Source organism: Paenibacillus sp. FSL k6-2145 (assembly GCF_037976585.1).
Lineage (GTDB): Bacteria > Bacillota > Bacilli > Paenibacillales > Paenibacillaceae > Paenibacillus.
The window spans coordinates 5,930,032-5,954,178 of record NZ_CP150267.1 but is presented as its reverse complement, the minus strand read 5'-3'; the positions used below and the strand labels follow the sequence as shown (position 1 = coordinate 5,954,178).

19 protein-coding genes and 3 pseudogenes are annotated in these 24,147 nt (G+C 43.5%); 8 read left to right on the top strand and 14 right to left on the bottom strand.

The features are described 5' to 3' along the window. The first annotated feature begins 49 nt into the window (after positions 1-49). The 3 genes from NZ043_RS26165 (at position 50) to NZ043_RS26155 (ending at position 6,881) form a co-directional block, all read left to right on the top strand. Positions 50-2,350, top strand: coding sequence for a helix-turn-helix domain-containing protein (locus NZ043_RS26165; protein ID WP_339309639.1), 2,301 nt, complete (start codon positions 50-52; stop codon positions 2,348-2,350). A 19-nt stretch (positions 2,351-2,369) separates the two neighbouring features. Further along, positions 2,370-4,019, top strand: a complete 1,650-nt coding sequence (locus NZ043_RS26160) for an extracellular solute-binding protein (RefSeq protein WP_339309638.1) — start codon at positions 2,370-2,372, stop codon at positions 4,017-4,019. A gap of 195 nt (positions 4,020-4,214) precedes the next feature. After that, the gene (locus NZ043_RS26155) at positions 4,215-6,881 is read left to right on the top strand and encodes a discoidin domain-containing protein (RefSeq protein WP_339309637.1); all 2,667 of its coding nucleotides are present in this window, start codon (positions 4,215-4,217) and stop codon (positions 6,879-6,881) included. An 840-nt stretch (positions 6,882-7,721) separates the two neighbouring features. On the opposite strand, the gene NZ043_RS26150 is transcribed toward NZ043_RS26155, so the two are convergent. Together NZ043_RS26150 and NZ043_RS26145 are read right to left on the bottom strand one after the other, a co-directional pair. Beyond that, on the bottom strand, positions 7,722-9,038 hold the full coding sequence (locus NZ043_RS26150; protein ID WP_339312875.1) for a cellulase family glycosylhydrolase: 1,317 nt from the start codon (positions 9,036-9,038) through the stop codon (positions 7,722-7,724). 143 nt (positions 9,039-9,181) lie between these two features. Continuing rightward, positions 9,182-9,912 (bottom strand): annotated as a pseudogene (locus tag NZ043_RS26145) (SDR family oxidoreductase). Between the two features lie 388 nt (positions 9,913-10,300). On the opposite strand from NZ043_RS26145, the gene NZ043_RS26140 reads away from it, so the two are divergent. Next, positions 10,301-11,563 carry a helix-turn-helix domain-containing protein gene (locus NZ043_RS26140; protein WP_339309636.1) on the top strand — a complete coding sequence of 421 codons (1,263 nt, stop codon included), beginning with the start codon at positions 10,301-10,303 and terminating at the stop codon, positions 11,561-11,563. Between the two features lie 183 nt (positions 11,564-11,746). Here NZ043_RS26140 and NZ043_RS26135 read toward each other — a convergent pair whose 3' ends face one another. After that, positions 11,747-12,064 carry a DUF4367 domain-containing protein gene (locus tag NZ043_RS26135; protein WP_339309635.1) on the bottom strand — a complete coding sequence of 106 codons (318 nt, stop codon included), beginning with the start codon at positions 12,062-12,064 and terminating at the stop codon, positions 11,747-11,749. A 283-nt stretch (positions 12,065-12,347) separates the two neighbouring features. On the opposite strand from NZ043_RS26135, the gene NZ043_RS26130 reads away from it, so the two are divergent. Both NZ043_RS26130 and NZ043_RS26125 read left to right on the top strand, forming a co-directional pair. Further along, a complete protein-coding gene (locus NZ043_RS26130) occupies positions 12,348-13,106 on the top strand; it encodes an SDR family oxidoreductase (protein WP_339309634.1) in 759 nt (252 codons plus the stop codon). A gap of 139 nt (positions 13,107-13,245) precedes the next feature. Continuing rightward, positions 13,246-13,863, top strand: a complete 618-nt coding sequence (locus NZ043_RS26125) for a TetR/AcrR family transcriptional regulator (RefSeq protein ID WP_091029717.1) — start codon at positions 13,246-13,248, stop codon at positions 13,861-13,863. Between the two features lie 108 nt (positions 13,864-13,971). Here the strand turns inward: NZ043_RS26125 and NZ043_RS26120 are convergent, their stop codons facing one another. The 5 genes from NZ043_RS26120 to NZ043_RS26100 form a co-directional block, all read right to left on the bottom strand. Then, complete coding sequence (locus NZ043_RS26120) at positions 13,972-14,403, bottom strand: hypothetical protein (RefSeq protein ID WP_176872620.1); 432 nt, start codon at positions 14,401-14,403, stop codon at positions 13,972-13,974. Positions 14,404-14,500: 97 nt separating this feature from the next. Then, positions 14,501-16,477, bottom strand: a complete 1,977-nt coding sequence (locus NZ043_RS26115) for a sigma-70 family RNA polymerase sigma factor (RefSeq protein WP_339309633.1) — start codon at positions 16,475-16,477, stop codon at positions 14,501-14,503. Between the two features lie 520 nt (positions 16,478-16,997). After that, positions 16,998-17,138: a hypothetical protein gene (locus NZ043_RS26110; RefSeq protein WP_339309632.1), complete on the bottom strand. Its 141-nt coding sequence runs from the start codon at positions 17,136-17,138 to the stop codon at positions 16,998-17,000. A gap of 298 nt (positions 17,139-17,436) precedes the next feature. Then, positions 17,437-18,024 carry a hypothetical protein gene (locus tag NZ043_RS26105; protein WP_133385018.1) on the bottom strand — a complete coding sequence of 196 codons (588 nt, stop codon included), beginning with the start codon at positions 18,022-18,024 and terminating at the stop codon, positions 17,437-17,439. A 287-nt stretch (positions 18,025-18,311) separates the two neighbouring features. Then, the gene (locus NZ043_RS26100; protein WP_339309631.1) at positions 18,312-18,782 is read right to left on the bottom strand and encodes a hypothetical protein; all 471 of its coding nucleotides are present in this window, start codon (positions 18,780-18,782) and stop codon (positions 18,312-18,314) included. A 3-nt stretch (positions 18,783-18,785) separates the two neighbouring features. On the opposite strand from NZ043_RS26100, the pseudogene NZ043_RS26095 reads away from it, so the two are divergent. Further along, positions 18,786-19,143, top strand: a pseudogene (locus NZ043_RS26095) (ATP-binding protein); the annotation flags it as partial. Between the two features lie 339 nt (positions 19,144-19,482). On the opposite strand, the gene NZ043_RS26090 reads toward NZ043_RS26095, so the two are convergent. Further along, positions 19,483-19,719: a histidine kinase gene (locus NZ043_RS26090; RefSeq protein ID WP_165980188.1), complete on the bottom strand. Its 237-nt coding sequence runs from the start codon at positions 19,717-19,719 to the stop codon at positions 19,483-19,485. 394 nt (positions 19,720-20,113) lie between these two features. Further along, positions 20,114-20,593 (bottom strand): GNAT family N-acetyltransferase, encoded by a 480-nt coding sequence (locus NZ043_RS26085; protein ID WP_339309630.1) that lies wholly within the window; start codon positions 20,591-20,593, stop codon positions 20,114-20,116. A 172-nt stretch (positions 20,594-20,765) separates the two neighbouring features. On the opposite strand from NZ043_RS26085, the gene NZ043_RS26080 reads away from it, so the two are divergent. Then, entirely contained in the window at positions 20,766-21,665 is a 900-nt protein-coding gene (locus NZ043_RS26080) for a LysR family transcriptional regulator (protein ID WP_165980187.1), read from the top strand. 157 nt (positions 21,666-21,822) lie between these two features. Here NZ043_RS26080 and NZ043_RS26075 read toward each other — a convergent pair whose 3' ends face one another. The 4 genes and pseudogenes from NZ043_RS26075 to NZ043_RS26060 all read right to left on the bottom strand — a co-directional run bounded on the left by NZ043_RS26075 (position 21,823) and on the right by NZ043_RS26060 (position 24,014). Further along, positions 21,823-22,512: a metal-dependent hydrolase gene (locus NZ043_RS26075; RefSeq protein WP_339309629.1), complete on the bottom strand. Its 690-nt coding sequence runs from the start codon at positions 22,510-22,512 to the stop codon at positions 21,823-21,825. A gap of 73 nt (positions 22,513-22,585) precedes the next feature. Beyond that, a pseudogene (locus tag NZ043_RS26070) lies at positions 22,586-22,807 on the bottom strand (MFS transporter); the annotation flags it as partial. Positions 22,808-22,956: 149 nt separating this feature from the next. Further along, positions 22,957-23,592 (bottom strand): FMN-dependent NADH-azoreductase, encoded by a 636-nt coding sequence (locus NZ043_RS26065; protein ID WP_339309628.1) that lies wholly within the window; start codon positions 23,590-23,592, stop codon positions 22,957-22,959. A 38-nt stretch (positions 23,593-23,630) separates the two neighbouring features. Beyond that, entirely contained in the window at positions 23,631-24,014 is a 384-nt protein-coding gene (locus NZ043_RS26060; protein WP_339309627.1) for a tautomerase family protein, read from the bottom strand. Positions 24,015-24,147: the final 133 nt, after the last annotated feature.

The following is a 24,147-nucleotide window of genomic DNA, read 5'->3' as shown; positions in this document are numbered from 1 at the left end:
ACTGTTGCTAAACATTCGATATTTGTGGCAAAAACGAGAAAGCATAATCGTGACCTGGCTTGTCTCATACAGTGCTGTTTTAATTGTGCCGATTCTGATCAGTCTGGTTATTTACATGCAAGCGAATGAGACATTGAAGAGTGAAATACATCGGGCGAACGATTCCTTATTGAAGCAGATGCGTTATACGATCGATACACAAGTTGATCTTATGAAACGGTTGAACATGGAGATGACGTGGAGCCCTAATCTGCAAACGCTGATGTACTCCAATCAACCTGCCAAAGAGGCGCCTTATACGGCTTACCAATTGGTAAAGGAACTTCGTCTCTATAAAACGTCATACGCGTCCATTGATGAATTCTACGTCGTGTGGAAAAAGGACCAATCCATTCTCCGTTCAGGTAATATTCGGGATATGCGAACGGCATTTCATACCCTACATAACACAGGTGTAATGTCTTTCGACGCATGGCGGGATCAGATTCTGGGTGCAGAGACGAATCAATTCGTCATTCTGCCGCATCAGAATGCAGCTCCGGCGGAGTCTTCCATTGCGTACATTACACGTCTGCCTGATGATTTGAATGGTCAGGAGACCGGTACGGTTGTCGTCATGGCGGATACGCGAAGATTCCAGAAAGCGATTGAGAGCATTTCGGGTTTTAGTGATGCCACGCTGCTGATTCTGAACCAGAATAACGAGATTCTGATGAGCAATCATCCCGGATCGGAGGAATTGAAGCCATTCATGAATGGCAATCAGGTTCAGTTGGATAACGCCAGGGTTGGCAAGTCGGAGATGTTCTACATGGACTCCGCGGTATCCGATCTGAAGTACGCATTGATTATTCCCAGCAGCCTTTATTGGGAAAAGGCAGTGTATGTCCGCAATTTTACGTATATCAGTATCGTGGTGAGTCTCATTAGTGCGGGTGTACTGACTTGGTTCTTCATGCGCCGGAATTACTCCCCAATCCAACAGCTCGTGGAATCACTAAAAGACAAAAATAATCAGAACGAACCCGCTGATCGGAACGAACTTCGGTTTATTCAGAAGGTCATCATGAACACACGATCAGAAAAGAACGAGATTGCCCAGCAACTGCAGAAACATCAGCAGGTACTGCGCTCCAATATGATTAATCGGCTTCTGAAAGGCAAACAGGATACGCTCGTGCCCTATGAAGATGCATTCCGTTCCTTCCATATGCCGCTCTATTCAAGTGAATTTGCTGTTATCTTATTTGTAATCGAAAATGAAGAGAATCTCTATGGAAAGCTGCCGGGTATTGATATCAATGAACGAAACAAATTGATCCATCTCATTATTTCCAATGTTGTTGAAGAACTGGCTTCAGAGCGTCAGCACGTCGGATATGTAGCAGAAGTTGATGATATGATGGTCTGCCTTGTAAATATGAAAGCGGATTCTTCGGATTGGAATCATGATCTTCATCACATTGCGGCAGAAGCGCAGCGCTTCCTGGAAAGCTATGATATGGAATTGACGATCTCTATCAGTGGACGCCACACGTCATGGATTGGCATCGCCGAAGCATACCAGGAAGCAGTAGACGCGATGGAATACAAAATGGTGCTTGGCAAGAAAGGCATCATTACCTATGGCGATGTCCGCAGCGATGCGATGGCGGATGCCCCATTTGGCTACTACTATCCGCTTCAAGTGGAACAGCAACTTCTTAATTTCATCAAAGCGGGAGATACCGACCAAGCCAGCGCTTATATGAACGAGATTACAGAGCGAAATTTTGATAAACCGATTATGTCGCTCACACTTGCACGTTGCCTGATTTTCAACCTGGTAGGTACGATGATAAAGGCTATTAATGATCTGGGGGACAGGGATAACCATACGCTAATCCAATACCCGCATCGGATTGAGGACATTATTGCCGGGGATACCATCCAGGAGATGCAGGAGGCTTTGCAGAACTTGCTTGAGGAGGTATGTTCCTATGCCGCTGACAAGCGCGCAACGAATGTATCACAAGAACGTGAGGATTCCCTGCGTCATCTCAGCACCCAAGTCACACAGTATATTGAGAGTAACTATACGGACGTGAATTTGAACGTCAACGCAATTGGTGAGCATTTTGAGCTTAAGGGCAGTTACTTGTCCAAACTCTTCAAGAATCAGACCGGTGAGGGTCTGCTGGACTGCATTCATAAGTGCCGTATCCGACAGGCTAAAGAAATGATTGAGCATAAACAGGAATCCATTACAGAAATATCTCGATTGGTCGGGTATAACGATGCAGCAACTTTCATCCGGGTATTCAAGAAATACGAAGGCATTACACCTGGTAAATATAAAGAAATCAGTTGATTTGAAAGGAGACCGGAACATGAACGTAAAGAGGAAGTTGGCATTCATAGCAAAGGTGACAGGGCTCATCCTGCTGCTTGGCATGCTGACTGCTTGCGATCAGAACGGGACAGATTCGGATGCCAAGCTGGATGAACGTTCCGGCTCATCAGAGTACCAGACCGTCTCAATTGCTTCACCCAATGACGGTGGGAAATTAACCTACTGGGCAGAATTGAATGGCAATGCAGCGAGCATTAAGTCCAGCTTCAATGAAGTGCCTTTTTTTCAGGAATGGCAGCGGAGAACCGGAGTCAACCTTCAATTCATCCGGCCACCCGCCAATCAGGCCAAAGAAGCGATTAATGTGCTGCTTACATCCGGGGAACTGCCGGATATGATTGAATATGAGTGGAGCAATTATCCCGGTGGGCCGGAGAAAGCGATCAAAGACGGATATATTCTGCGATTAAACGATGTTATTGATCAATACACACCTCATCTGAAGCAGTACCTGAACGAGCATCCAGACATTGATATGCAGATTCGCACAGCGAACGGAAGTTATTACGCGTTTCCTTTTATTCAAGGAGATGATAAGCTTCGAACCTATCAAGGACCGATTATCCGGAAGGACTGGCTGGACGAGCTTGGACTTGATGTGCCAACCACGATTGACGAATGGCATACGATGCTTCAGGCATTTAAGGACAAAAAGGGAGCTGACGCCCCGCTTACTTTTCTAGGTGTTCCGAATCCGTTGTTTGGTATCGAAGGCGGCGGTTTTATTGGCGCTTTTGGTATTAAAAAAGGGTTTTACGTGGAAGATGGCCAAATTAAGTTTGGGGCACAGGAACCTGAATATAAGGCATTTCTATCCTTATTTCGTGAATGGTATGCGGAGGGACTCATTGACAAGAATCTGGCTGCCGTAGATTCGGAGACTCAGGATACAAACATGACAACAGGACGCAGCGGCGCGAGTATCTGGAATGCTGGGGCGGGGATCGGTACATGGCTACCCATCTTGCGGGAGACGGATCCCCATGCAAAGCTTGTGCCAGCGCCATATCCTGTTATGAACAAAGGAGATCGTCCGAAATTTGGTCAACTTGCTCCCGCTATCGGTTCCAGTGGGGTCGCCATATCCAACAACAGTCATCATGTAGAAGAAGCAGCACGGATGCTGGACTACGGGTATGGGCCTGAGGGACACTTGCTGTTCAACTTTGGCATTGAAGGTGTCAGTTTTGAGATGAAGGACGGGTATCCGACGTATACCGAGACTATTTTGAAAAACCCTGATAAGTGGTCGCCGGCTCAAGCACTAGCGATGTACACCAGAGCGAGTTATTTCGGTCCATTTGTGCAGGATACGCGATACATGGAGCAATATTATATTTTACCGGAACAGAAAGAGGCGGTGCAGTTATGGTCCAGCACGGATGCTGTTCTCCATCAGGTACCGACCCTGCCCAAAACCGAGAAAGAGAGCACGGAGATGTCAGTCATCATGCAGGAAGCGAACAAAGTGGTGGACGAGATGTCGCTTAAAATCATTTTTGGCATTGAGCCGGTGGATGCTTTCGATACGTACGTCAAGCAAATCAAGTCATTACAGATTGATCGTGCGATTGAGATTCAGCAGCAAGCGTTAGAGCGGTATAATCGCGCTATATCCTCCAAATAAATCCTTATATTATATAAAATAGGCATTGGAGTGTCGTTTTTGTTGATGTAATTTCGTTCCCTCGTGCTCTACAATCGGTTATGACATGCTGAGATGGCATGCACATGACTCTTGCTTGAGCAGGGTTGGAGGTGACTATAGGGTTTCTTGAAACCGCTCACATACTCTGAAATCCAAAAGGAGGAGAACGAAAGCATGCGGAGAAAGTGGCCTTTTTTATTGTTGGCATTTACGTTGACTGTTGGATTGTCTGTACCTGGAACCCAGGAGGTTCGAGCGTCAGAGGGCGACTCACAGCCATCTATTGATCGTGCCGGTGAGAATCTGTCTCTGGGTACGGATGGCAGAAGCAGGCTCTATCCAAACGATTGGTATCCAGGATTTAAAGATGAACAGGGAAGGTTTCTGCATGACTTTTCTTATGCCGGTTATCGGCGTGGGGAGACAGAATTGCCTAAAACGCCTAAAAACAAACTTATCGACGTTACGAAAGCACCGTATTTTGCCGATCCTTCAGGGAGCCGTGATGCAACGCAGGCTATTCAAAAGGCAATTGATGCCGCTGTGACGCGGGGTGGAGGTGTCGTGTATCTTCCCAAGGGTACATATCAGGTTAACCCTCAGGACGGCAAGGATTATTCACTAAACATTCCTGCAAGTCGTATGGTCCTGAAAGGTGACGGGATGAACAAGACTCATATCTATAATGCACAGCAAAATATGAAAAACAAGGATATTATCCGGATCGGTAAAGGAGATTGGAAGAAAACCGGGATTTCTACGAAACTTCGCAAATCCGTTACCGATCCAACCGTCCTGCTGTCCGTTGAGGATACAAGCGGGTTTGCAGTGAATGATTACGTGGTCATTTCATTCGAAACGACGCCAGGATTCTTACGTGAGCTTGGCATGCAAAACAAGTGGTCATCACGTCTTGGTAAAGTAGAACCGTTATTCTACCGCCAAATCGTGGGCGTAGATCCGGATAATAAAACGATTACATTAGACATTCCGACGCGTTATCCAATGAAGCTGCGCGATGATATTACGATTAGTCAGACTGCAGATCCAATTGTCGAAGTCGGTTTAGAGGATTTTTCGATCGCAAACATTCAAAATGTGAAGTCGGGGCTTGGTGAGGATGACTTCAAAGTCGTTGGGACTGCTGGATATGAAGCCGATAATGCCAGAGCGGTCAATGTGATTGCAGTGGCCAACAGCTGGATTCGAAATATTAACACTTATAAACCAGCTGGCAATACAGATTATCATCTGTTATCCAAGGGTATTATTCTGGATCGTACGAAGAACGTCACTGTGGATCATGTAACCATGCAGTACCCGCAGTATCGTGGAGCGAACGGGAACGGTTATTTATATCAATTTATAGGTAATGATAATCTCATTAAGAATAGTAAGGCTATAGGAGCTAGACATAGCTTCACATATGCCAACTTCTCTGCGAACGGAAATGTCCTGCAAGGTTCGTATTCTGAGAAACCTTCATTATTGACTGATTTTCATATGTATTTGAGCATGGCGAACCTGATCGACAACCTGGTAGTTAATGGGGACGGGATCTCTGCCATTACACGGGATTATGGATCATCAGAAACGAATCGTCATGGGGTGGTGACCACTGAAAGTGTCTTCTGGAATACGACCGGTCAGGCGGCACACCCTAGTAAATCCGGTGTTATTGTAGAATCAGAACAATTCGGGAATGGATATGTCATTGGAACAAAAGGAAAGGACACCGGCGTGAACGTCAACATTGTTGGTTCCATTCCGGATGTTGATACGCAGCCATTTGATATGGCGGAAGGCATTGGGGAGGGCGATCGTTTATCCCCGCAAAGTTTATATCAGGATCAGAGCAAGAAGCGAATCAAAGATATTCATCTGGGGCTTCAATCCCTGTTGGTGAATGGCGAAGTCATAGGGGGTATGCAGTTCTTAAGAACGGATTACGTTCACACTTTGCCTTATGGCACAACCGAAACGCCTATCATCTCTGCAAAACCTTTTGCGAAGGATGGGAAGGTTAAAATTAAGCAACCGCAAGGGACAAATGGAACTGGAGAGATCACTGTATCATATCGGGACCACAAACAGAACGTGCGAGTGAAGTTTAAGGTAGCTGATACACCGGTACTTCCAGAGAACATCTCCATAAGTCCTAATAAAGCGGTACCCGGCTGGAGAGTCGCAGGTAATGCGATTAGCGCAGGAGGAAGCGGAGAATTATCTTCGTTTCTAACATTAGATAATGGGGAGATCGTAAACATTGCAGAATTGAACGTTCCTGTCACGTACACAACGAGTGATGATACGATCAGATATACGGAAGGAACTACATTCCATGCAATAAAAGCTGGAAATGTCGACATCATCGTGAGCTGCGTCTTTAATGGAGTAACGGTCGAGGCACGGGAGAAATTTGAAGTCAAGGAGCCTATGGCCGAGCCGGAAGGACCGTTCGCTGTCGTAACCAAGGTTACGGCAAGTGCAGATGATGGCAATCTGCCGATCCATACGATCGACCGCGATCCAGACTCCAGATGGTCTGCAGATGGAAAGGGACAGTACCTGCAGTTAGAGCTTGAGCAACAAACCCAAGTAGGGCAGGTGAGCATTCAATTCTATAATGGGCGTACGCGATCCAATTATTTTGATTTGGAGATATCAACAGATGGTACTAATTACCAAAATGTATTAAGTAACGTCACCAGTCAAAAACAGGCTGCCTATGATACATTTGAATTTGAACCGGTTCAAGCCAAATTCATTCGTTATATTGGGCAAGGAAATGAATCCAACACCTGGAACAGCATAATTGAGTTTTGGGTGCACGGGGATTAAAAATGACGTAGGATCAGATTAAAAGAATTCGATTCAGATTTAGTATCCAATATAATATGTGCTCATTTTAAAACTAAAATGGGTGCATATTATATTGGGATAGATTGGATAGCTGAATTGTGAAGATGCGATATTAGATATGTTATTGTGATTTGTATACAGATCACATATTTATCCATATGAAATTGAAAAGTTCTCGGGGGTTATAAATTTAAAAAGCTACATTTATCCATATGAATGGATCGAACAACGGTTTGATTGTAGTAATCAAAAAGAAGATGACAAAGTTAAAAAAGAAGTTAATACCCAGTCAGAGTACAGTGCACAGTCAGTGAGTTAACTAACTAACTATTAATACTGTTTCACAAAACTCGTATTTTGTACATATGTATTACCCCAATTGATTGGCTCTCTTTGGATTATATTCCCAAATGGTGGTCATCTACAATAACGATTAGATATATGACTAATCGGGAATAGGAAAATGTTCTTGTCCCTCGACATGACTGATTCTGCTTCTTCCCTTTTCCTCAATTTAGCCCAAGTTCATCTAACGGACTTAACACAAAAAAACCGTCGATCTTTTAAGATTAACGGTTTTTAAAAATTCAATTTTTAAAAATGTTTCGGCTTTTTTGGAGTATCTTATGCTCATCACTTTTATTGTTTATGATAAGCATTGCAACTTTTTCTGATGTGTACGATTTCAATTTCTCTCAATTTCCCTCCAACTTGGTACACGATTTCTTGCTTTAGTTCTCTTCAAGAGGGTTTCTGACAGACTATGGATCTGACTTTATAGAATATTTCTATGATCAGAATAACAGGTAATTATGATAATTATGAACGAATAGAAACATCCATAATTCCATCTTCGTGTGTAGTAATGACAACATAACCACCCAACGCATGCTCCATTTTTTTTAATTCATAAGTCGCTATTCCAGATAGTATTATATTTTCTGAAAACATTTTTGATAAATCCGGCATATAAAGGATTGTTTTCCCGTTCTTCCGAGCTTCCCACCTTGCAGTAAGAGTTTTGGTTTGGTATTCATAATGATAAAATAAAAGTTTCCCTGTAACTTTCGCGGGATAACCCCGTTCAAGCCTAGAGAAGTTCGAGTCATACTCCATCCCAGGACGGTATACCCAATACGTACTACTCCAGAGGTAGGCTTCAAGTATACCCGTCATATGCTCTATTAGCGTATTCGTGAACGGTGAACTAGGGAACGCTCCCCACTCACCAATAATAACGGGGCGCTGTAAATCAATTTGTGATCTACGTTTAAGTGCGAAGATCCGATATACATTCTCTCTGCTGAACGCATCATAATTTTCCGAATCCACTACGGCATCGTAACCATGAGGGGCGTAGATTTGTTGCATGTCTACGTTGCCTTCAGGATCGACGAGATGTTCAATTCCCGTCTTAACGAAAGAACTGGAATAAATATTTCCTCCAGTGACAATCGGAATATCGCAAACTTTCCGCACCGCCCTTAATATGCGATTATAGAATGGCATCAGTGTTTCTTTGTCAAACTTCATAAAATGCTCGTTAAAGACCTCATCCATGATTTCGCGTTCTTCATTCGTTAGACTTTGCATTTGGCTATGATTGAAATTCGGATTTATCTCAGCAATTTTGGCAAAGGCCATACCGAACGTTTGTGGAGCAAGGCTACCCATAAATGGTTCGTTCATTGGCTCAAATCCCATTATGTTACTATAACCATGAAACCGCTTGGCCAGATGCTCCCACATGTTTTCATAATGATCCAATAAACCGATGCCGTCAGGAGCTTTGTTATTGGCCCAAAAGTTATCAGCTGCTCTTGCTATGGCCTCACTTGTAAGGTAGGCTTCGTACCAAATGGTGCAATCTTCCGGATGAAAACAACCCTCATCAAGGGTAGCCCAATCTGGTGCACCATCACCATACTTTGCTCCAAATAAATCCTGATGCATATCCAAAAAAATATAGATTCCCAATTCCTCGGCCTTTTGAACAACACGTTCAACTCGATCTAAATATGCTTCATCATAGCTACCTGGTTCCGGCTCAACTCCATCCCAAAAGATCCCCAATCGAACCAGATTAAATCCTTTTCTCGCATACTGGTGGAGCAAATCATGAGTGTTTGGCTCCAGATAACCGTTATGCTTTTCCTTAAAACTAAGTTAATCCCATTCAATATGATCTGATGGCCCTCTTCGTCAAAAAAATGCATCCCATCTACTTTTAAACGGTTCATTTTATATCCTCCTCATCATTTCTAAATTAGCTGTAGTCCTTACAATGTCAATCCGCCATCCACTGTGATGATAGAACCTGTGATGTAGCTTGACTTATCGGATGCCAAGAATACAACCATTTCACTATCTCGAAAGGTTCAGCAAAACGTCCGATACGCTTGTTTGGGAATTCTTTAGGTGTATAACCGGATTCCTGCATCAGACTGGGTAAGCGCTGTGTCAAAACCACCCGGACAGATAGCGTTTACACGATACCTTTGCGTACGCCGCCGACTTGGTCAGACCGATGACGGCGTGCTTGCTCGCAGTATAGGCTGACATACTATGTTCAGCACGAATTCCTGCGGCAGACGCGGTGTTGATGATAAAACCAAATCCTCGGGCGTTCATGATGTGAAGTACCTTTTTCAGACCTAGGAAAACACTTCGCACATTTACGTTCATGATTCGATCAAATTCAGATGAACTGAGATCTTCAATCAATGAAAACTTTTGCAAAATCCCTGCGTTGTTAAAAAAAGACATCAATCCGACCATAACTGTCGAGCGCTGCCTTCGTGTAACGTTCGACGTCTTCTTCCTTAGAAACATCGGCTTGAACAAAAAGCTCTTCTCCACCCTGCGCACGGATTAAATCAATAGTCTCTTCTCCCGTTTCCGCGTTAAAATCTACAGCTGCGATCTTGTATCTAGATTAAGATAGTTTAAGAGATGATGCCCGCCCGATGCCGCCACCGGCTCCAGTCACGATCGCGATGGACCCGTTTATGGAGAGGGGTTCCTTTGAGCTGTCAGTAAGGGTATTTTCTTGTGAAGGTTTTGGATCCCCTACGGGAATGTTTGACAAGTCCGATAATATGGATGAAAGAAGTTCATCAGAAATGTTGGCTTGCGGAATAGCGCTAAGTTGCTTCAGAGTGGAACCCTTTCCCATGCTAACCATAGGCTTGTAGAGATTCCGGGAAGGTATTTTTCCAGCACGTTGACTGCTGTATCATTGGAGAGCAATTCACCTAATTTTGAGTTTTCAGAGAATGTTGTCAGTTTAATCACCTCGTTTAGAATATGTAGCTCATTTTAATATTTAATTCGTACACTTTATGGTATGTTTCTTATGAAAAGAGTATTTAATTATGATGTGTAGGATGTGATTCGAGGTGAGAACAGATCAAGGCCACCAGTGTATTGAAACTTCCTGTAAATTGCTATTCGAAACCGTACAATTACCTGTCTCTTATACAAGAATGAATGATGATCAGATCCATTGTTATGGCGTAGAAGCAATAGAGAGCAACCCACTTTTTGAACACCATTCTGAACTGATTATGTTATTAAAGCAGCAAGTTCAGCAGCCCCTACATGTACCCATTTTTCATACAACCAATTTTGGTGAATGCTTCGTTATTATTCCGTTGCTTCGTAACGGTGATATGGAGGCAATTGTCTTGATTGGTCCGTCTACTGTTATCCCGATGAATAAAGAGATTATTAATGCCTTGTTAAGTGAATTAGATCACGGCGTGACACCGGTGTGGATTTCATATTTGCAGCAACTGCCTCTCTACTCAACAAAACGTCTTAATCATATCGGAATTTTGGCTTTCCATCTATTCAATGGAATCATGCTGGATCTCACCGACATAACCGAAAAGTATGTTCAATTCGAACATCAAGCCGAACCAAGCAACCAAGCCGCAATCGCAATCTCGGATCGACGTGAGTTATTGGAATTCCGTGGCGTATTTGAGATTGAAAAGCAATTGCTGAGATCCATTCGAAACGGAGATAAAACAGCTTTTTACAATATGACATTATCCGTTAATCATGATGGACCCGGTATCTTGTCCAACTACAATCAATTGCGTAAGATCAAAAATCTCGGCGTATATGTTACAGCCCTTGCTACCCGGGCTGCAATTGAAGGGGGACTTTACCCAGAAGTTGCTTATACCGTTAGTGATCTTCATATCGAGCGTATTGAGGATCTGCATGAATATAATAAAGTAGTCGCTGCCATCGGCGCTGCATTAATAGACTTTGTAGATCGGGTATACGAAAGTAAACGCAAACACCTTTCCAAATCTATTGCGACTTGCCAGGAGTATATTTTCAATCACTTATATGAAAGTATACCCCTGGCTGTTCTAGCGGATCTCGTAGGTTTGCAGGAAAACTATTTGTCGCAATTATTCAAGAAAGAAACGGGTGTGACGATCACCCAATTCATTCAACAAGAAAAGGTAGATGAGGCGAAGAAACTTCTGGAGCTGACCTCTGAACCCATCACTGCCATCGCCACCAAACTTAACTTTTATGATCAGAACCATTTCATCAAAATTTTTAAGCGCTATACCGGTCTGACACCGAAAAAATATCGAAACAAGAATAAGTTTGATGCTTTATCCTTTAGTGAATCTTAAAATAATCCTGAATTTCAATTTCCCCTTATTCGAACCTTTTACTGGTATAGTCCACCTTCTTTTGAGGCAGTTCCCTTACGAGGCTGAAATGGGCTGGAAGCAAAAAGAAACGGCAAAGCCGTACTTTACAGACGGCTCCCCTTTCTCGTAGAAATATAAGATAGTATACCGCGAATCTTACAATTAGCTGATCGACTCGGCAATGCGGATGATTTCGCTTCTGTTCACACTACCACTGGAGAGGGAATACAGTGCGTCCTTGGTTTCCCAAAGCAGCGTTCTGTCATCCATCAGGATCGCTTTCACACCGTTCAACTGCAATTCCTCAATCTTGCCGTCTGTACCCGTTTCGAACGCACTCTCTTCATCAGGTAGCCGCTGCTGCATGTAGATACTGCCTTTTGTCTCCTCGTTTGTAAAATGGAGATTGACATATTTGCCGCTTACCTCCTCCAAGTCACGATAGAATTCCGCTCTGTCAAAGGCGTATACCTCTGGCAAATACAGTGGAATCCCTCCCGGATTCTCCTACTTGATAACGATCTTAAGATATTGAACCTATTTACTGATGTCTCATCAGGACTACTCCTCCCTAATTTGTCAGTGTCCATCTCTCACTTTCTCTAAACGAATAAAAAAACTTTTTTAACTCTGTATTCACAGCCTCTTGTGCTCAAAATGATTTTATCACATAAGAAAAAATAAATAAAGTTGAGTTACTTGACTTTAGATTATTATCGTCTTATATTTATCCTTGTAAGTATCTTGCGATGGAGGTTTTAACATGACTAGACTTAATGGTAAACGAGCACTTATTACGGGTGGCACCAGTGGAATTGGCTTGGAGACAGCCAAACAATTTCTGGCTGAAGGTGCTGAATTGATTGTCACCGGAGTAACTCCGGCAAATGTAGAAAAAACGCAAAAGGAACTTGGAAATCAAGTCCTTGTGCTTCAGGCAGATTCCCGAGACCTCAATGCCCAACGTCAACTGGCTGATCGAGTTGAACAACATTTTGGCAAACTGGATATTGCCTTTTTAAACGCAGGTGTATCTGACTGGCGTCCATTCGAGCAAATCGATGAGGAAGCCTTTGACAAATTGTTTGCCATCAACGTAAAAGCTCCATTTTTCTTAATGCAGGCACTAACTTCTGTTATGGCGAACCCCTCTTCTGTCGTTTTAATGGGATCGAGCAGCTCTCATGCCGGATATGCACATTCCAACGCTTATGCGGCTACTAAAGGTGCCATTTCCACCCTGACCAAAGCCTGGAATTCCGACTTATTATCGTCTAACGGAATTCGCTTCAATACGGTGAGTCCTGGACCGATTGATACCCCGCTTTACGATAAGAACAAGCTAGGCGTGTCTGACGAAATTCGTGAGATGGTTATTAACCGCATTCGTGACGGGATTCCGGCTGGACGCATGGGTACTGCCGAAGAGATTGCCAAAGCTGTTGTTTATCTGGCTTCGGATGAGTCACGCTTCACCATTGGCGTTGACTTGGTTCTGGATGGCGCTCAAACGATTCTCTAATATGTTAGCCCTATTGCTGCTTAAGCCCTCCGAGGGTGCTTAGGCAGCTTTTTCTTTTAGAACACGATCAACTGTTGTATAGTAGAGAAGAGGGTGCTATCCCTCTGATAAGACTTAAATCCAACTTTGGAGTGGAATTATGGGAACTAAATCAACTTACCATGAACGTATAAAGGAAGAAAAAAGGGCGTGCGCGATTGCCGCTGCACAAGAACTGTTTTTTGAAAAAGGGTATGCGCGGACTACTTTAGCTCAGATTTCAAAACTTGCTGGTCTCTCTACAGGTACACTTTTCAATCATTTCCCGACGAAGGAATTGATTTTTGAAACCATCGTCAAGCATTTTTGGGAGCTTGATCCCGAATGGGACTTTCCACCGGAGCTCGGCTCTCCCCTGCAAGGATTAATAAAGTTCGGACGAGACTACGCATGCGTGCTGACTCGTGATGGAATGGCTCCTTTATTCCGGGTCGTCATTGCAGAAGCCAAGCAATTCCCCGAGCTCAGTCTTTTTCATTATGAACTGGGCGAAGGCGCCGTGCATCAGAAATTGACGCAATATTTAGTAGATGAAGTTCAATTGGGTAATATAAATCTGCCGGATGCGTCAAAAACGGCCAATGAATTTATGAGTCTAATTGCTGGGCAGGTGCTATGGCCCAAAATGTTGCTGCTTGATTTCAGTATTTCACGAGAGCAGGCTTTTCAAATAGCGGATGAGGCTGCTCATACGATTATAAACAAGTATGCTGACTAAAAAGACGAATACGAGAGATCTCCCAATATGAGACTCCCTCGTATTCGTTTATTTACATTCTTTGTAGAAATGAAGAACCATCAGGGTTTATTGATTATCACCGTATTTTTAGAGCGACTTTTGCTTCAGAGAACTCACCTCTATGTGTGCGGTTTTTGTTATTTTGTTATTGCTGCGTGCTCTGGTTAGGCTGCGATACGTTTCTCCATGCTGAACCATACCAATGAGAATACGAGCTAGCTGTCCAATAAGTTTAACATAGATTGCATCTTGCCCATCCCCCTTTTTCACATTCTGCTTATACCAGCGCTTGAAGTCCGGTTGGTGACGCGCAAGCTGGAGCAACGCCAAAAACAAATACTTTCGCAGCATGCTGTCCCCGCGCAATATTACGGTTGAACGCAAAGGCCGCTTCTCTGGCTTTCTCAAAAACTCCATCGCTCTTCCTGCATGATCTCGCTCGATGACCTTGTATACACGGGACGGTGGATAGGAAGAAAGGATGGGATCGTCCTTCCATAAGGAACCATCGATGGGCATTCTGGAATGGACACCAACTTCCTTCCAATGCTGTTCTACGTCCGCAGGCTTTTGAATGCCTTCCAGCCCTTAGTTTCGGGCTAGATGTTTCTGTTTGTCAGTAAAAAGTATTTTCGTATAACTTCCCCGTATGCGCATCAAGCACTTCGGGCGTCCGCTCGTGCTCGCTACCAATCATTCGATACACTAGTTCGTACTTCGCCTCTTCCGCCCTAGCATTGTGCATCCGTTCCCATTGCAGACGCAGCTTGGCCTGTGCCGTCCATCGGAGGATGGCTGTCTGGGAATCAAATGAACGCACGGTCTCCAGCTTCTTTAACTGTTCTGGCCTTATGGAGGGGGACATCAAACTTTTGACCCTCCCATTAGAGCGGTCAACAGCTAGTTGATAGCATTCATCCCTGACAGATACGTCTTGAACATATACACCAAAGCGAATGATTTCCAAACGATCTTCGTCGTCGGTCTCTTCAGTTAGAAGCTTGAGATACGGCAACATTTCGGCTGCTAGTCCTCGGACATAGTCCATAGCTACTTTTATACATGCGTCTCGATCCCAGGTTAATGGAGCTAGTTGATCTGGCTTACCATGCGAAACAAAGTCAATCAGTTGTCCGGTTTGGCTGTCTACTCGCGCCTTGACCGCTCCCTCCATCTGATCAGCCCAATAGGCCTTCCAAGACCAGTCATTCTTGGCTGGACGCTCTTCATTCTGTTGCTTCCACACCATCAACTTGGTGTTCGAGCCAATATTGTCGTCTTGTACTAACTGAAATTGGTCGTTGTCTACGCCAATCCACTTTTCTAGGCTTCGTGCGGGCGGGAACTCACCTGGCCACTTGTCCAGAGTTCTTGGGTCAGAGGGGACAGCTTCTGCCCTATAGGCTGTCGGAACTTCCTCCTGTGATGATGCAGTATAGATTAGTCCTCTACTTCGGGGGGCGTAAACAAGATGGACCTGATCGTCACCATCCGTGTACACGGCTTTGTCCAATACGCAATATTCCACATGTAGCAAAAAATTCGCCTTTATACACGCCATCTGTTCCTCTTCTGGTGTGATCATGGTTGGGAGTGCTGGCCCTGGAACGGTTCCGTAGTACCTAAATCCGACCACGCGACCGCTGGGGTGAACCATAATCAGGCATCCCGTCTCAGGAAGCGGCAGCCCCATCGCCTTCTGCTGTCGTGTGTACCCAAACATCCCTTCCATCCACTCCATCTCACAATACGGAAAATCACGCAGTGCGCCGGGATAATGATCTTCCAGGAATTGCTCTGCCTGCTGTTTGAGCTCCTCCTCAGATAGCCGTGTCTCGTTGTCCAATGAGGCCCAGGAAATGGCATAGTCTAGCAAGTTGCCGTCCCTGGAGAGCGTGGCAGAAACGGCGTCATCACTCCCCGTTTTAACCCATAAGAAGCCCGCTTCTCCCTTCCCTGTTCCCCTCATTGTGTTTTCTTGATAGTCATTGACGATCAGATCATAATCCGGTGAAACGGCAAACTGGTGCTCTGCTTGTTGTCTTAACTGCAGGCGTAATGTATCCAGGTCTCGTTCGAGAAAATCTTGAGCCATTTCGTTGCGCAAATGTTCCAGCCCCTTCCGTAATTGTGTTTTTACAGTACCTAATGGCATATCCAGGAGATGGGCGATTTGCTGCTGGGTCAGGTCCTTCTTATATTTTAAGAACAGGAGCTGACGCAGCTTCGGATTCAGACTGGCCAATGCACGCTCCAGATCCAGGGTTTGATCGATATCATTAACGACTAATGGCTCTTGCGCCTGCGGGTCTTCGCTCAGGTGAACACGCTTGGATTTCTCCAAATGATTGAGCGCCCGGTTCACCACGATTCTGGTAAGCCAGCTCTCAAACGCTTCGGCTTGCTGCAGCGTTTGCAGTGACTCATAAGCCTTAACCAGGGCATCCTGAACGATATCCTCCGCATCTTTGGACTCCCGTACATAATGGCGAGCCACTCGGTGCAGCTTATCCGTTCGATCCTTTATAAGAGAAACGAAGGCATCGTGATCTCCGTTTTGTGCGGCGTTGATTTGTTGCTGTGCATCGATCATTGTCGTTCACCTCCTGTTATATAGACAGCTAACTCGGGGGTTTGGATTTAATTAATGTAACATTATTCTGGAACTGACCGATCAAATTTCTACGACACGTTATCATGTTCATAGAGATCCACCATGAATCCAGCCATTTCTTTAGCAGTGTTCAACGGCAAGACCTTCTGTAAAGGCACTAATATAGTATTTCGATGCGGAATATGCCACCCCCTCACTGCAATTGCATATCCAAGTGTATGTTTTCATTGGTATATTTTCTTTGTTTAGGTATACATCTAATCGGCAATCGGACGATGTTCTTGCCCATTCCGGCAATCGGTACAAATTCTTGTCCCTCGACGGATTCTATTTGATCAATTCTAGCATAACGATACTCCGTAGTTGGGCTTCTTTGTGCCATATTTACGCCTAAGGTGTTTTGCCGTTGGTTCAAGTTCGCTAGGTAGCTTTTTATTCAACTCCGTTCCCCTTCCAGTTCTGCCAGCTTCGCTATCTCGTAAGCTAAAAGACGCTCTGTTTACCTGCACTCGTTCCTCTGCTCCCTTAATTGCTTTACCTGCTGGCAGTAGCCCCTTATTTCCTCCATCAACTGCTCATAATCTGCTTGAGCCTGGGCAATTGAATGCACCGTTTTCTCTTCCTGTTCACGTTTTGCCATTGTCTGTTCATCTCCTTAGATTTTTTGCACGCAAAAAGGGCTCATTCCATCTTCAACAAGTGGAATAAGCCTTCTAAGTGTGGGTTCAAGTTTATAGTATCAAGGTTGTATTAGCACTGTGTACAACGTACAGTGTACGACCCATTCCTATAGAAGTAAACCCAGCGATTATAATTTAGTCAAAATTAAAGTTGTTGACTGGCAACGGGCATTACACGGTCAGGTTAATTGAATTCGCACTTAAGAAGGGAAAATGCTGAGTTGGACACCACCGGAAATTCCGGTCAAGTGAACGTTATCAGCTGTTTCTAAATACCTCCTCAAGCATATTTAAATAACCACTCTTAATAGTCTTCTTATCTTTTAGTTTTAACAACATTTGATAAAAACCTGTTCTATAATCGGAATAGTGGGAGATGTTCGCTTTTTCCATCATTGTTGCAAATCGTTTTTCAAACTGTGGTGCATCACGCAGCATATACTTGAAATTCATCACCCAGAGCTTCATCAAATGAATCCATGGGTCATTTTCAAACTGTGTTTTGTCATAGACCAAATTCTTATCACTGTTTAGGATACTGACATCATAAAATGCGAAGGGATTGTCTCCTCCAATAAATGTTGATACTAAAAATTTATCAGGCATCAGGCTGTTTGCAAAATCATACCACACCGGTTGGAACTTCGCTTTTACACTTTCGGTCACTTCGAACAATGCGATATCTGGAGTAACATCTTTAATTGTTAGCAATAAATCTACATCCGAGTAAGCGTCTGAGGTTTGTTCAACACGACTTCCAATTACATCTATTCGGGTAATAAAATCCAACCCATTTAAATGTTCTATCAACTGTTGGGTCAAACCTTCACTAGTCGACGTTCCCACTATATCCCCTCCGCTAAACTCCTGTTTGTCTTGTCTACGTTACTATATAAATAATGCTATTATAACATACTGGTCGTATCCTGAAGGATAACCTCGACAGCTTCCTTACGACGCGCCCTCATAACCTTTGCTCCAAAATACGTAAGGTGTTGGGTCATTCAGGCAGGTTCTCAGCAACAATTTGGGCAATCGCTTTATCAGACGCATTGTATTTTGACAAAAGCTAAAATGGAGGTAAAGGCATTAGAGCCCTTACCTCCTTACTATTTTGCCACTTCTATTTACATTTACTGCTGCTTGTATAGGTCTGCCTTTCCCCGGCAGGAGAGACGAAGCTTCTCCAAATCAAGCGCAGGCTCACTGGGAAACCAGAAGAATAAAGAAGTTACGCTGCTTGACGTATAGGAACCGGTCCACATCCCTAGTTTAGCCTCAATCATATTCTGCTTCAGAGCCTCCTCTTCCAGTCTGTCCGCCTTAATCCGATCGTGGATCTGTTTATAGAACACGTTGAATTTTTGCGAAAGTACCTGCTGTCTCTGCTCGTTAGCAACAGTCAGTTCTTTGGCGACCTTAGCAAGGATATCCTGCATGGATTGCATACTCATGGATAACTTGAGAATATATCCGCTCGCCCCGTACTCAAGCGCCTGCTGGGCATATTTGAACTCATTCATACAATTAAGCATAACAAACCGGCTTATCATCTCGTTAGACCGGGCATTTCTCAACAGTTCAATCCCATCCATACCGGGCACGGCGGAGATGCTCATCTGCTAGAACGTGCAATCAGCAACTTGTTGGATAATGCCGTCAGATACACGCCTGATTTCGGAGAAATTAAAATAGATTGCAGCAGCGTAACCGACCAAGTTAGGTTTGCAATCCGCGATACCGGTCCAGGATTTGCAGAGAATGAAATAGATAGGGTATTCGAACCTTTATTTCGAGGAGAGATGTCCCGGAACCGCTTGACTGGTGGCAGCGGGTCTGGGCATGACCATATCCGAACGCATCATCCGGCGGCATGGGGGCGAACTTGTGGCCGACAACAGTAACCTCGGCGGAGCGCTCTTGTCGGGATGGATTCCATCCGTGAAAGATTCGAGTAGGAGGTAATTTTGCATGTGAAAAATTAAAAGAGGGTATTAATTATCCTTTAAAATTATTCTTTCCGACACTATAAAAGGTAATCCCTTTTTTATATATTGTTCTGCTGAAAGAGAACTATTATTTTCCAATCCACAGATGCTCCATAAATTCCCCAACTAAAAATAGTTGAAACAATTTTCAAATCTTCCGAACTCATATTATGTTGTTGTTTTAATAATAGAGAATGAAATAATTCTCCCAATTCTTTTTTTTATTTTCTGTTCAATTATTGAATTAAAGGGTTCCATACTCTTTCTACATTGTGGGCGATATATTCTGTTTTTTTTGTATGAAACTCAGTTAATGTTAAAAAGATAGGATGTCATAATCTAGTTGAATCACGAAGCGGGAGCATTCGATACTCAGGTAATGATGAAGCAGCTCCACTTCCTTATCCAATGCATTATAGGTCTCACCTTTGTCCAGAGCTAGCCGATAATAACGTGCGGACAATTTGGAGATTCGTTCAGTCTCCTGGGCCTTCTCCTTTCGTGCATTCCATGAGATCAGCACCAGCGTATTATATAGAAAATGCTGACGCAAAGGCCCCAGCTCCGCTTTACGTTTGAGTTGTTCGATCTCTCAAATCGTTTGAATCGAATCATCGATTCTGCCCATCATGCGTTATCTCCTACCATTGTTCAATATTATTTCAAAGGAATAATATAAAAGGTTATGTTGGAAAGTTGATTAACTAACCTGCCATTTACCAATTTATCGGAAAATTCCTTCAGTTTCACTCAGTATTAGTACCATTTTGCTGTATTTATATTGTTCGACATGAATCCTTTTGTAATCACAGTCGCTAATAAAAAAATAAAACAAATTCATTACTCCGAGTAATACAGTGCTTAGTAAACAAAACAATATAATCTTATTCTTCAAAGACAGACCCTCCATTTAACTATTCCATAAAAATGAGACCTTCTTCCTTTTGTTATAGTTCTAATAGAAATATGATTGAATTGCGGTCAGGATAATCATATTTAATTGGCAAATCCTCTTTGTCAATCTCTTTAAATCCAACCTTTTTATAGAAACCGTGTGACCGAGTGGCTTTAGATGGGGTATCTAAAATGATCTTTGACAACCCTTGTTCCTTAGCAAAACCAAGCAAAACTTCATAAAGCTTTTTTCCTATCCCAAATTCTTTGCCTCGATAGTCTTTATAAACAAAAAATTTCTTTAATACAGCAACCTCCTTATTTTTCTTTTGCAAACCAATTGAACCTACGACCTCTCCGTTATCATTTAAGGCTATCCAAAAATTACCGCCATCATTTATATAATTTGAATGAATATCTAGAATGTCTGGTTGTTCTTTAACACTAATACCCACTTCATATTCGACATTCTGTACATGCAATATTAATTTAATGACTTCTTCTTTATATCTATCATCGTAAACTGTAATCATTTATTTACTCCCCCAACCGTTTTATTAAATGAATGCTATTATAGTGACCGTATTTGCCAAATTTCCTTAAGATTAACCCGAAACTAATGATTAGTAAAATTGAATTTATAGAAGTTATCCATTGATTTTTTTGATACTATAGAGTGAGATTGCATGGAAAGTTGGTGAACTGATGGAAATACGTCATTTTATTACATTTAGAAAAGTTATTCAATTGGGCAGCTTTACACAAGCAGCAGAACATTTAGGTTACACTCAATCCACTGTCACTTCTCATATTCAAGCACTTGAAGAACATTTGGGTGCATCTCTATTTGATCGAATGGGTCGAAAGGTAAGATTGACTGATATAGGCAAGAAATTATTGCACTATACTCAAGAAATTCTGGATACTTACGAGAAAATCGAAAGCATTACAAATGATGGTGATGATATAAGAGGCGAGTTAAGGATTGCGGCTCCTGAATCTTTAACGGTTTATCGACTTGAACCTATATTAAGAGAATATAGAAATAAGTTCCCCCATGTGAGCATCATTTTAAGTAACGCTACTTGCGGAGATAACAAGAGAGCAATACTTCATGGAAGTGCAGATATTGCATTTCTTATGATGCCAACGTTTCAGGATTCAGATTTCATCGTACATTCTTTAATGGACGAGCCTATTGTCCTTGTTGGAAGTCATGACAACCCGCTGAATGTTTTAGATCAAAGCTATGAAAACCAAAAGTTAAACGAGTGTCTGATCACGAATGAGAAAGAATGCAGTTATCGAACCATGTTTGAAGGATATCTTCGAGAAAGAGGAATCGTACTTTCCAACACGATGGAACTTTGGAGTATTGAGGCGATAAAACGTTGCGTAATGAGTGGGCTGGGTATTGCTTGTTTACCATTAATAACTGTAAATAATGAAATCAAGGATGGAAGATTAAAAGTTATTCCTTGCGAAGGTGATCATAAACCGATCTCAGCCCAAATGGTTTATCATAAAAACAAGTGGGTCTCCCCCGCGCTATCAAAGTTTATCGATATAACATTGAAACACACAAGAGACTGGTCATGTGAGTAAATTATTTTTAAGGCAAGATGAAGATGAACTGGTATCTTATTTTTATAATGCGATGTAACCTCTCGAATTAACACAAAAGGAAGAAATCCTGCAGCCATTTCCCAAAGCATACAGGGTGATGGCTGTACATTTCTTTCTTCCGATGTCTTATTGATGTTCAGGAAGATAGGTTGATGGTTTCTCCGGGTTTAAGGACAATCCCCACTCCTTCCTTGAGGAGCGAGGCGAAGTACTGCGGGTCTTGTTGAATGAACGGGAACGTGTTGAAGTGGATCGGCACAACTTGTTTGGCTTGAAGCCAATCTGTGGCTACGGCGGCGTCTTCCGGTCCCATCGTATGGTTGTCTCCAATCGGGATAAAAGCCAGATCAATGTCGTTGCGTTCCCCAATCACTTTCATGTCGTAGAAAAGTCCCGTGTCACCTGCATGGTATATCGTTTTGCCTTCGGCTGTGAACAGAATTCCGGTAGGCATTCCCGTGTAGATGATGGTTCGGGTCTCCGGGTTAATATAACTAGAGCTATGGAAAGCCTGAGTCAGCTTCACTTTTCCAAAGTCGAAGGTGTACGCCCCGCCAATACTCATGGCATGGGTTCTCACCCCTTCCCATCCGAGCACATCTGCCAGCTCTGCCGAGGCAACGACCAATGCGTTGTTTCGTTTCGCGATGTCTACCGTATCTCCTACATGATCCCCGTGACCGTGGGTCAACAGGATTACGTCTGCTTGTATACTGGCCGCGTCCAGATCGGTACTTGCGTTGCCTGTAATAAAGGGATCAATCAGGATGGTAGTGCCGTTTGTTTCGATTTTCACAACAGAATGTCCATGATAGGATACTTTCATTTTTATTCCCCCTTTGATCGAATTGCTGATGTCGGGTTTCTTTGGATTAACGTGAGGTAACAAATAACTGCGGCGGTCCGGCTGCCAATTGCCCGAACGAGAGTCCCAACATACATGCAGTCAAGCTAATCTGGGCCATGGAAGGTGATGTCTGCAAATCGCTGGCTAGTGCCGGCAGCGCGGGCAAATACATGTCCAGGGAGAACGGGGCGAGCGAAGCCAAGGCACCCAATATGAGCGCCGCCCCTGCTCTTTTACCTGCCTTCAGCCCTGCTTGTGGCTGAAGCTGGGTCATGCTCTCTCCCTCCTTGAATTCACCAAATATGCCTTCGATACGAAAGCACATGAACACTTCCATGAGCGCCCATCCAATGCTCGTATTTCGGAAGCTATGGATGGGCAGAATGTTGTGAAGCATATTCAGTGTGTTAGCTAAATGTAGTCTTAAAAGTTTTTGGCGGCTATGCGTGCTTTCTCAATCGCATCCGCTTTGATTTGTGGAGCGCGATCTCCTGCAGTGGATACGCCTTCTATAAACAGATTATCGAAGTCGGTAATGCCTACGAAGTTCAGGACGGTTTTCAAATGACGGCTGCTGTTCTCCCGATCCGCCACAGGTCCTTCCGAGTAAATTCCGCCTGTAGCTTGGATATGGAAGGCTTTTTTGTTTTCAAGCAGGCCAACGGGACCGTTCTCTGTGTATTTGAAGGTTTTAGCTCTGACGCAGAAGGAATCAATGTATGCCTTCATTACCGGAGGGTAGGAGAAGTTCCACATCGGTGTTACGAACACATACTTGTCTGCAGCAACGAATTCATCAAGTAATGTATTCAGCAGAGCCAATTTTTGTTGTTGTGCGGCAGTCAATTGATCGAACGAACCACCATTCTGAAGGGTTCCCCATGCTTCCCATACGTCAACGTCAATGTGGGGAATGTCGCGTTGATACAAGTCTACATGGACTACTTCATCTCCCGGATTACTCTCTTTGTAAGCTTGTACGAATTGCTCTCCGACGGAAAGGCTGTAAGATGCCTGAAGGTTGCCGGGATCGGCAGTAATATAAAGTAAAGTTGACATAATTAAAACTTCCCCTCTAAATAAGTATAGTTTGTGTATTACACGATGAACGGAGCGAAGCCGTTACCGTAAGACCAGTTTTCTTTGGTGACCTCAACCAGATTGATGAACACATCTTCCATTCTAATGTCGCACTGCTGATGCAGCTGCTCGGCTAAAGCATCATAGAACTCTTTCTTCACTTCGGCTGACCGGCCGGCATTTAGAGTGATCTGTACGATTAGAAAACCGTCACTTCTATCAATATCCAGGCAATTCGGATCAAAGCTGAAATTCTCACGGTCAAGTTCTTCTATAATCAGAAAGCGATCGTTCTGGGGGACGTGCAGTTTGTCTACAATCGTTTGCAAGACGACCTCACCAATAAGTGCTTTCACTTCGCTGGAGCGACCTTTCAATGTGGTAATGCGAGTCAATGGCATGTATGTTACCTCCTTGTTATTGTTACTGTTGTTGTTGTTGTTGATATGGCTAATTATATCTGTTAGAATCCAGAACACGAATGTACATGAGTTCGGGTTTGTTCGTGTGAAGCAGCGGAAACTATGGAATTCA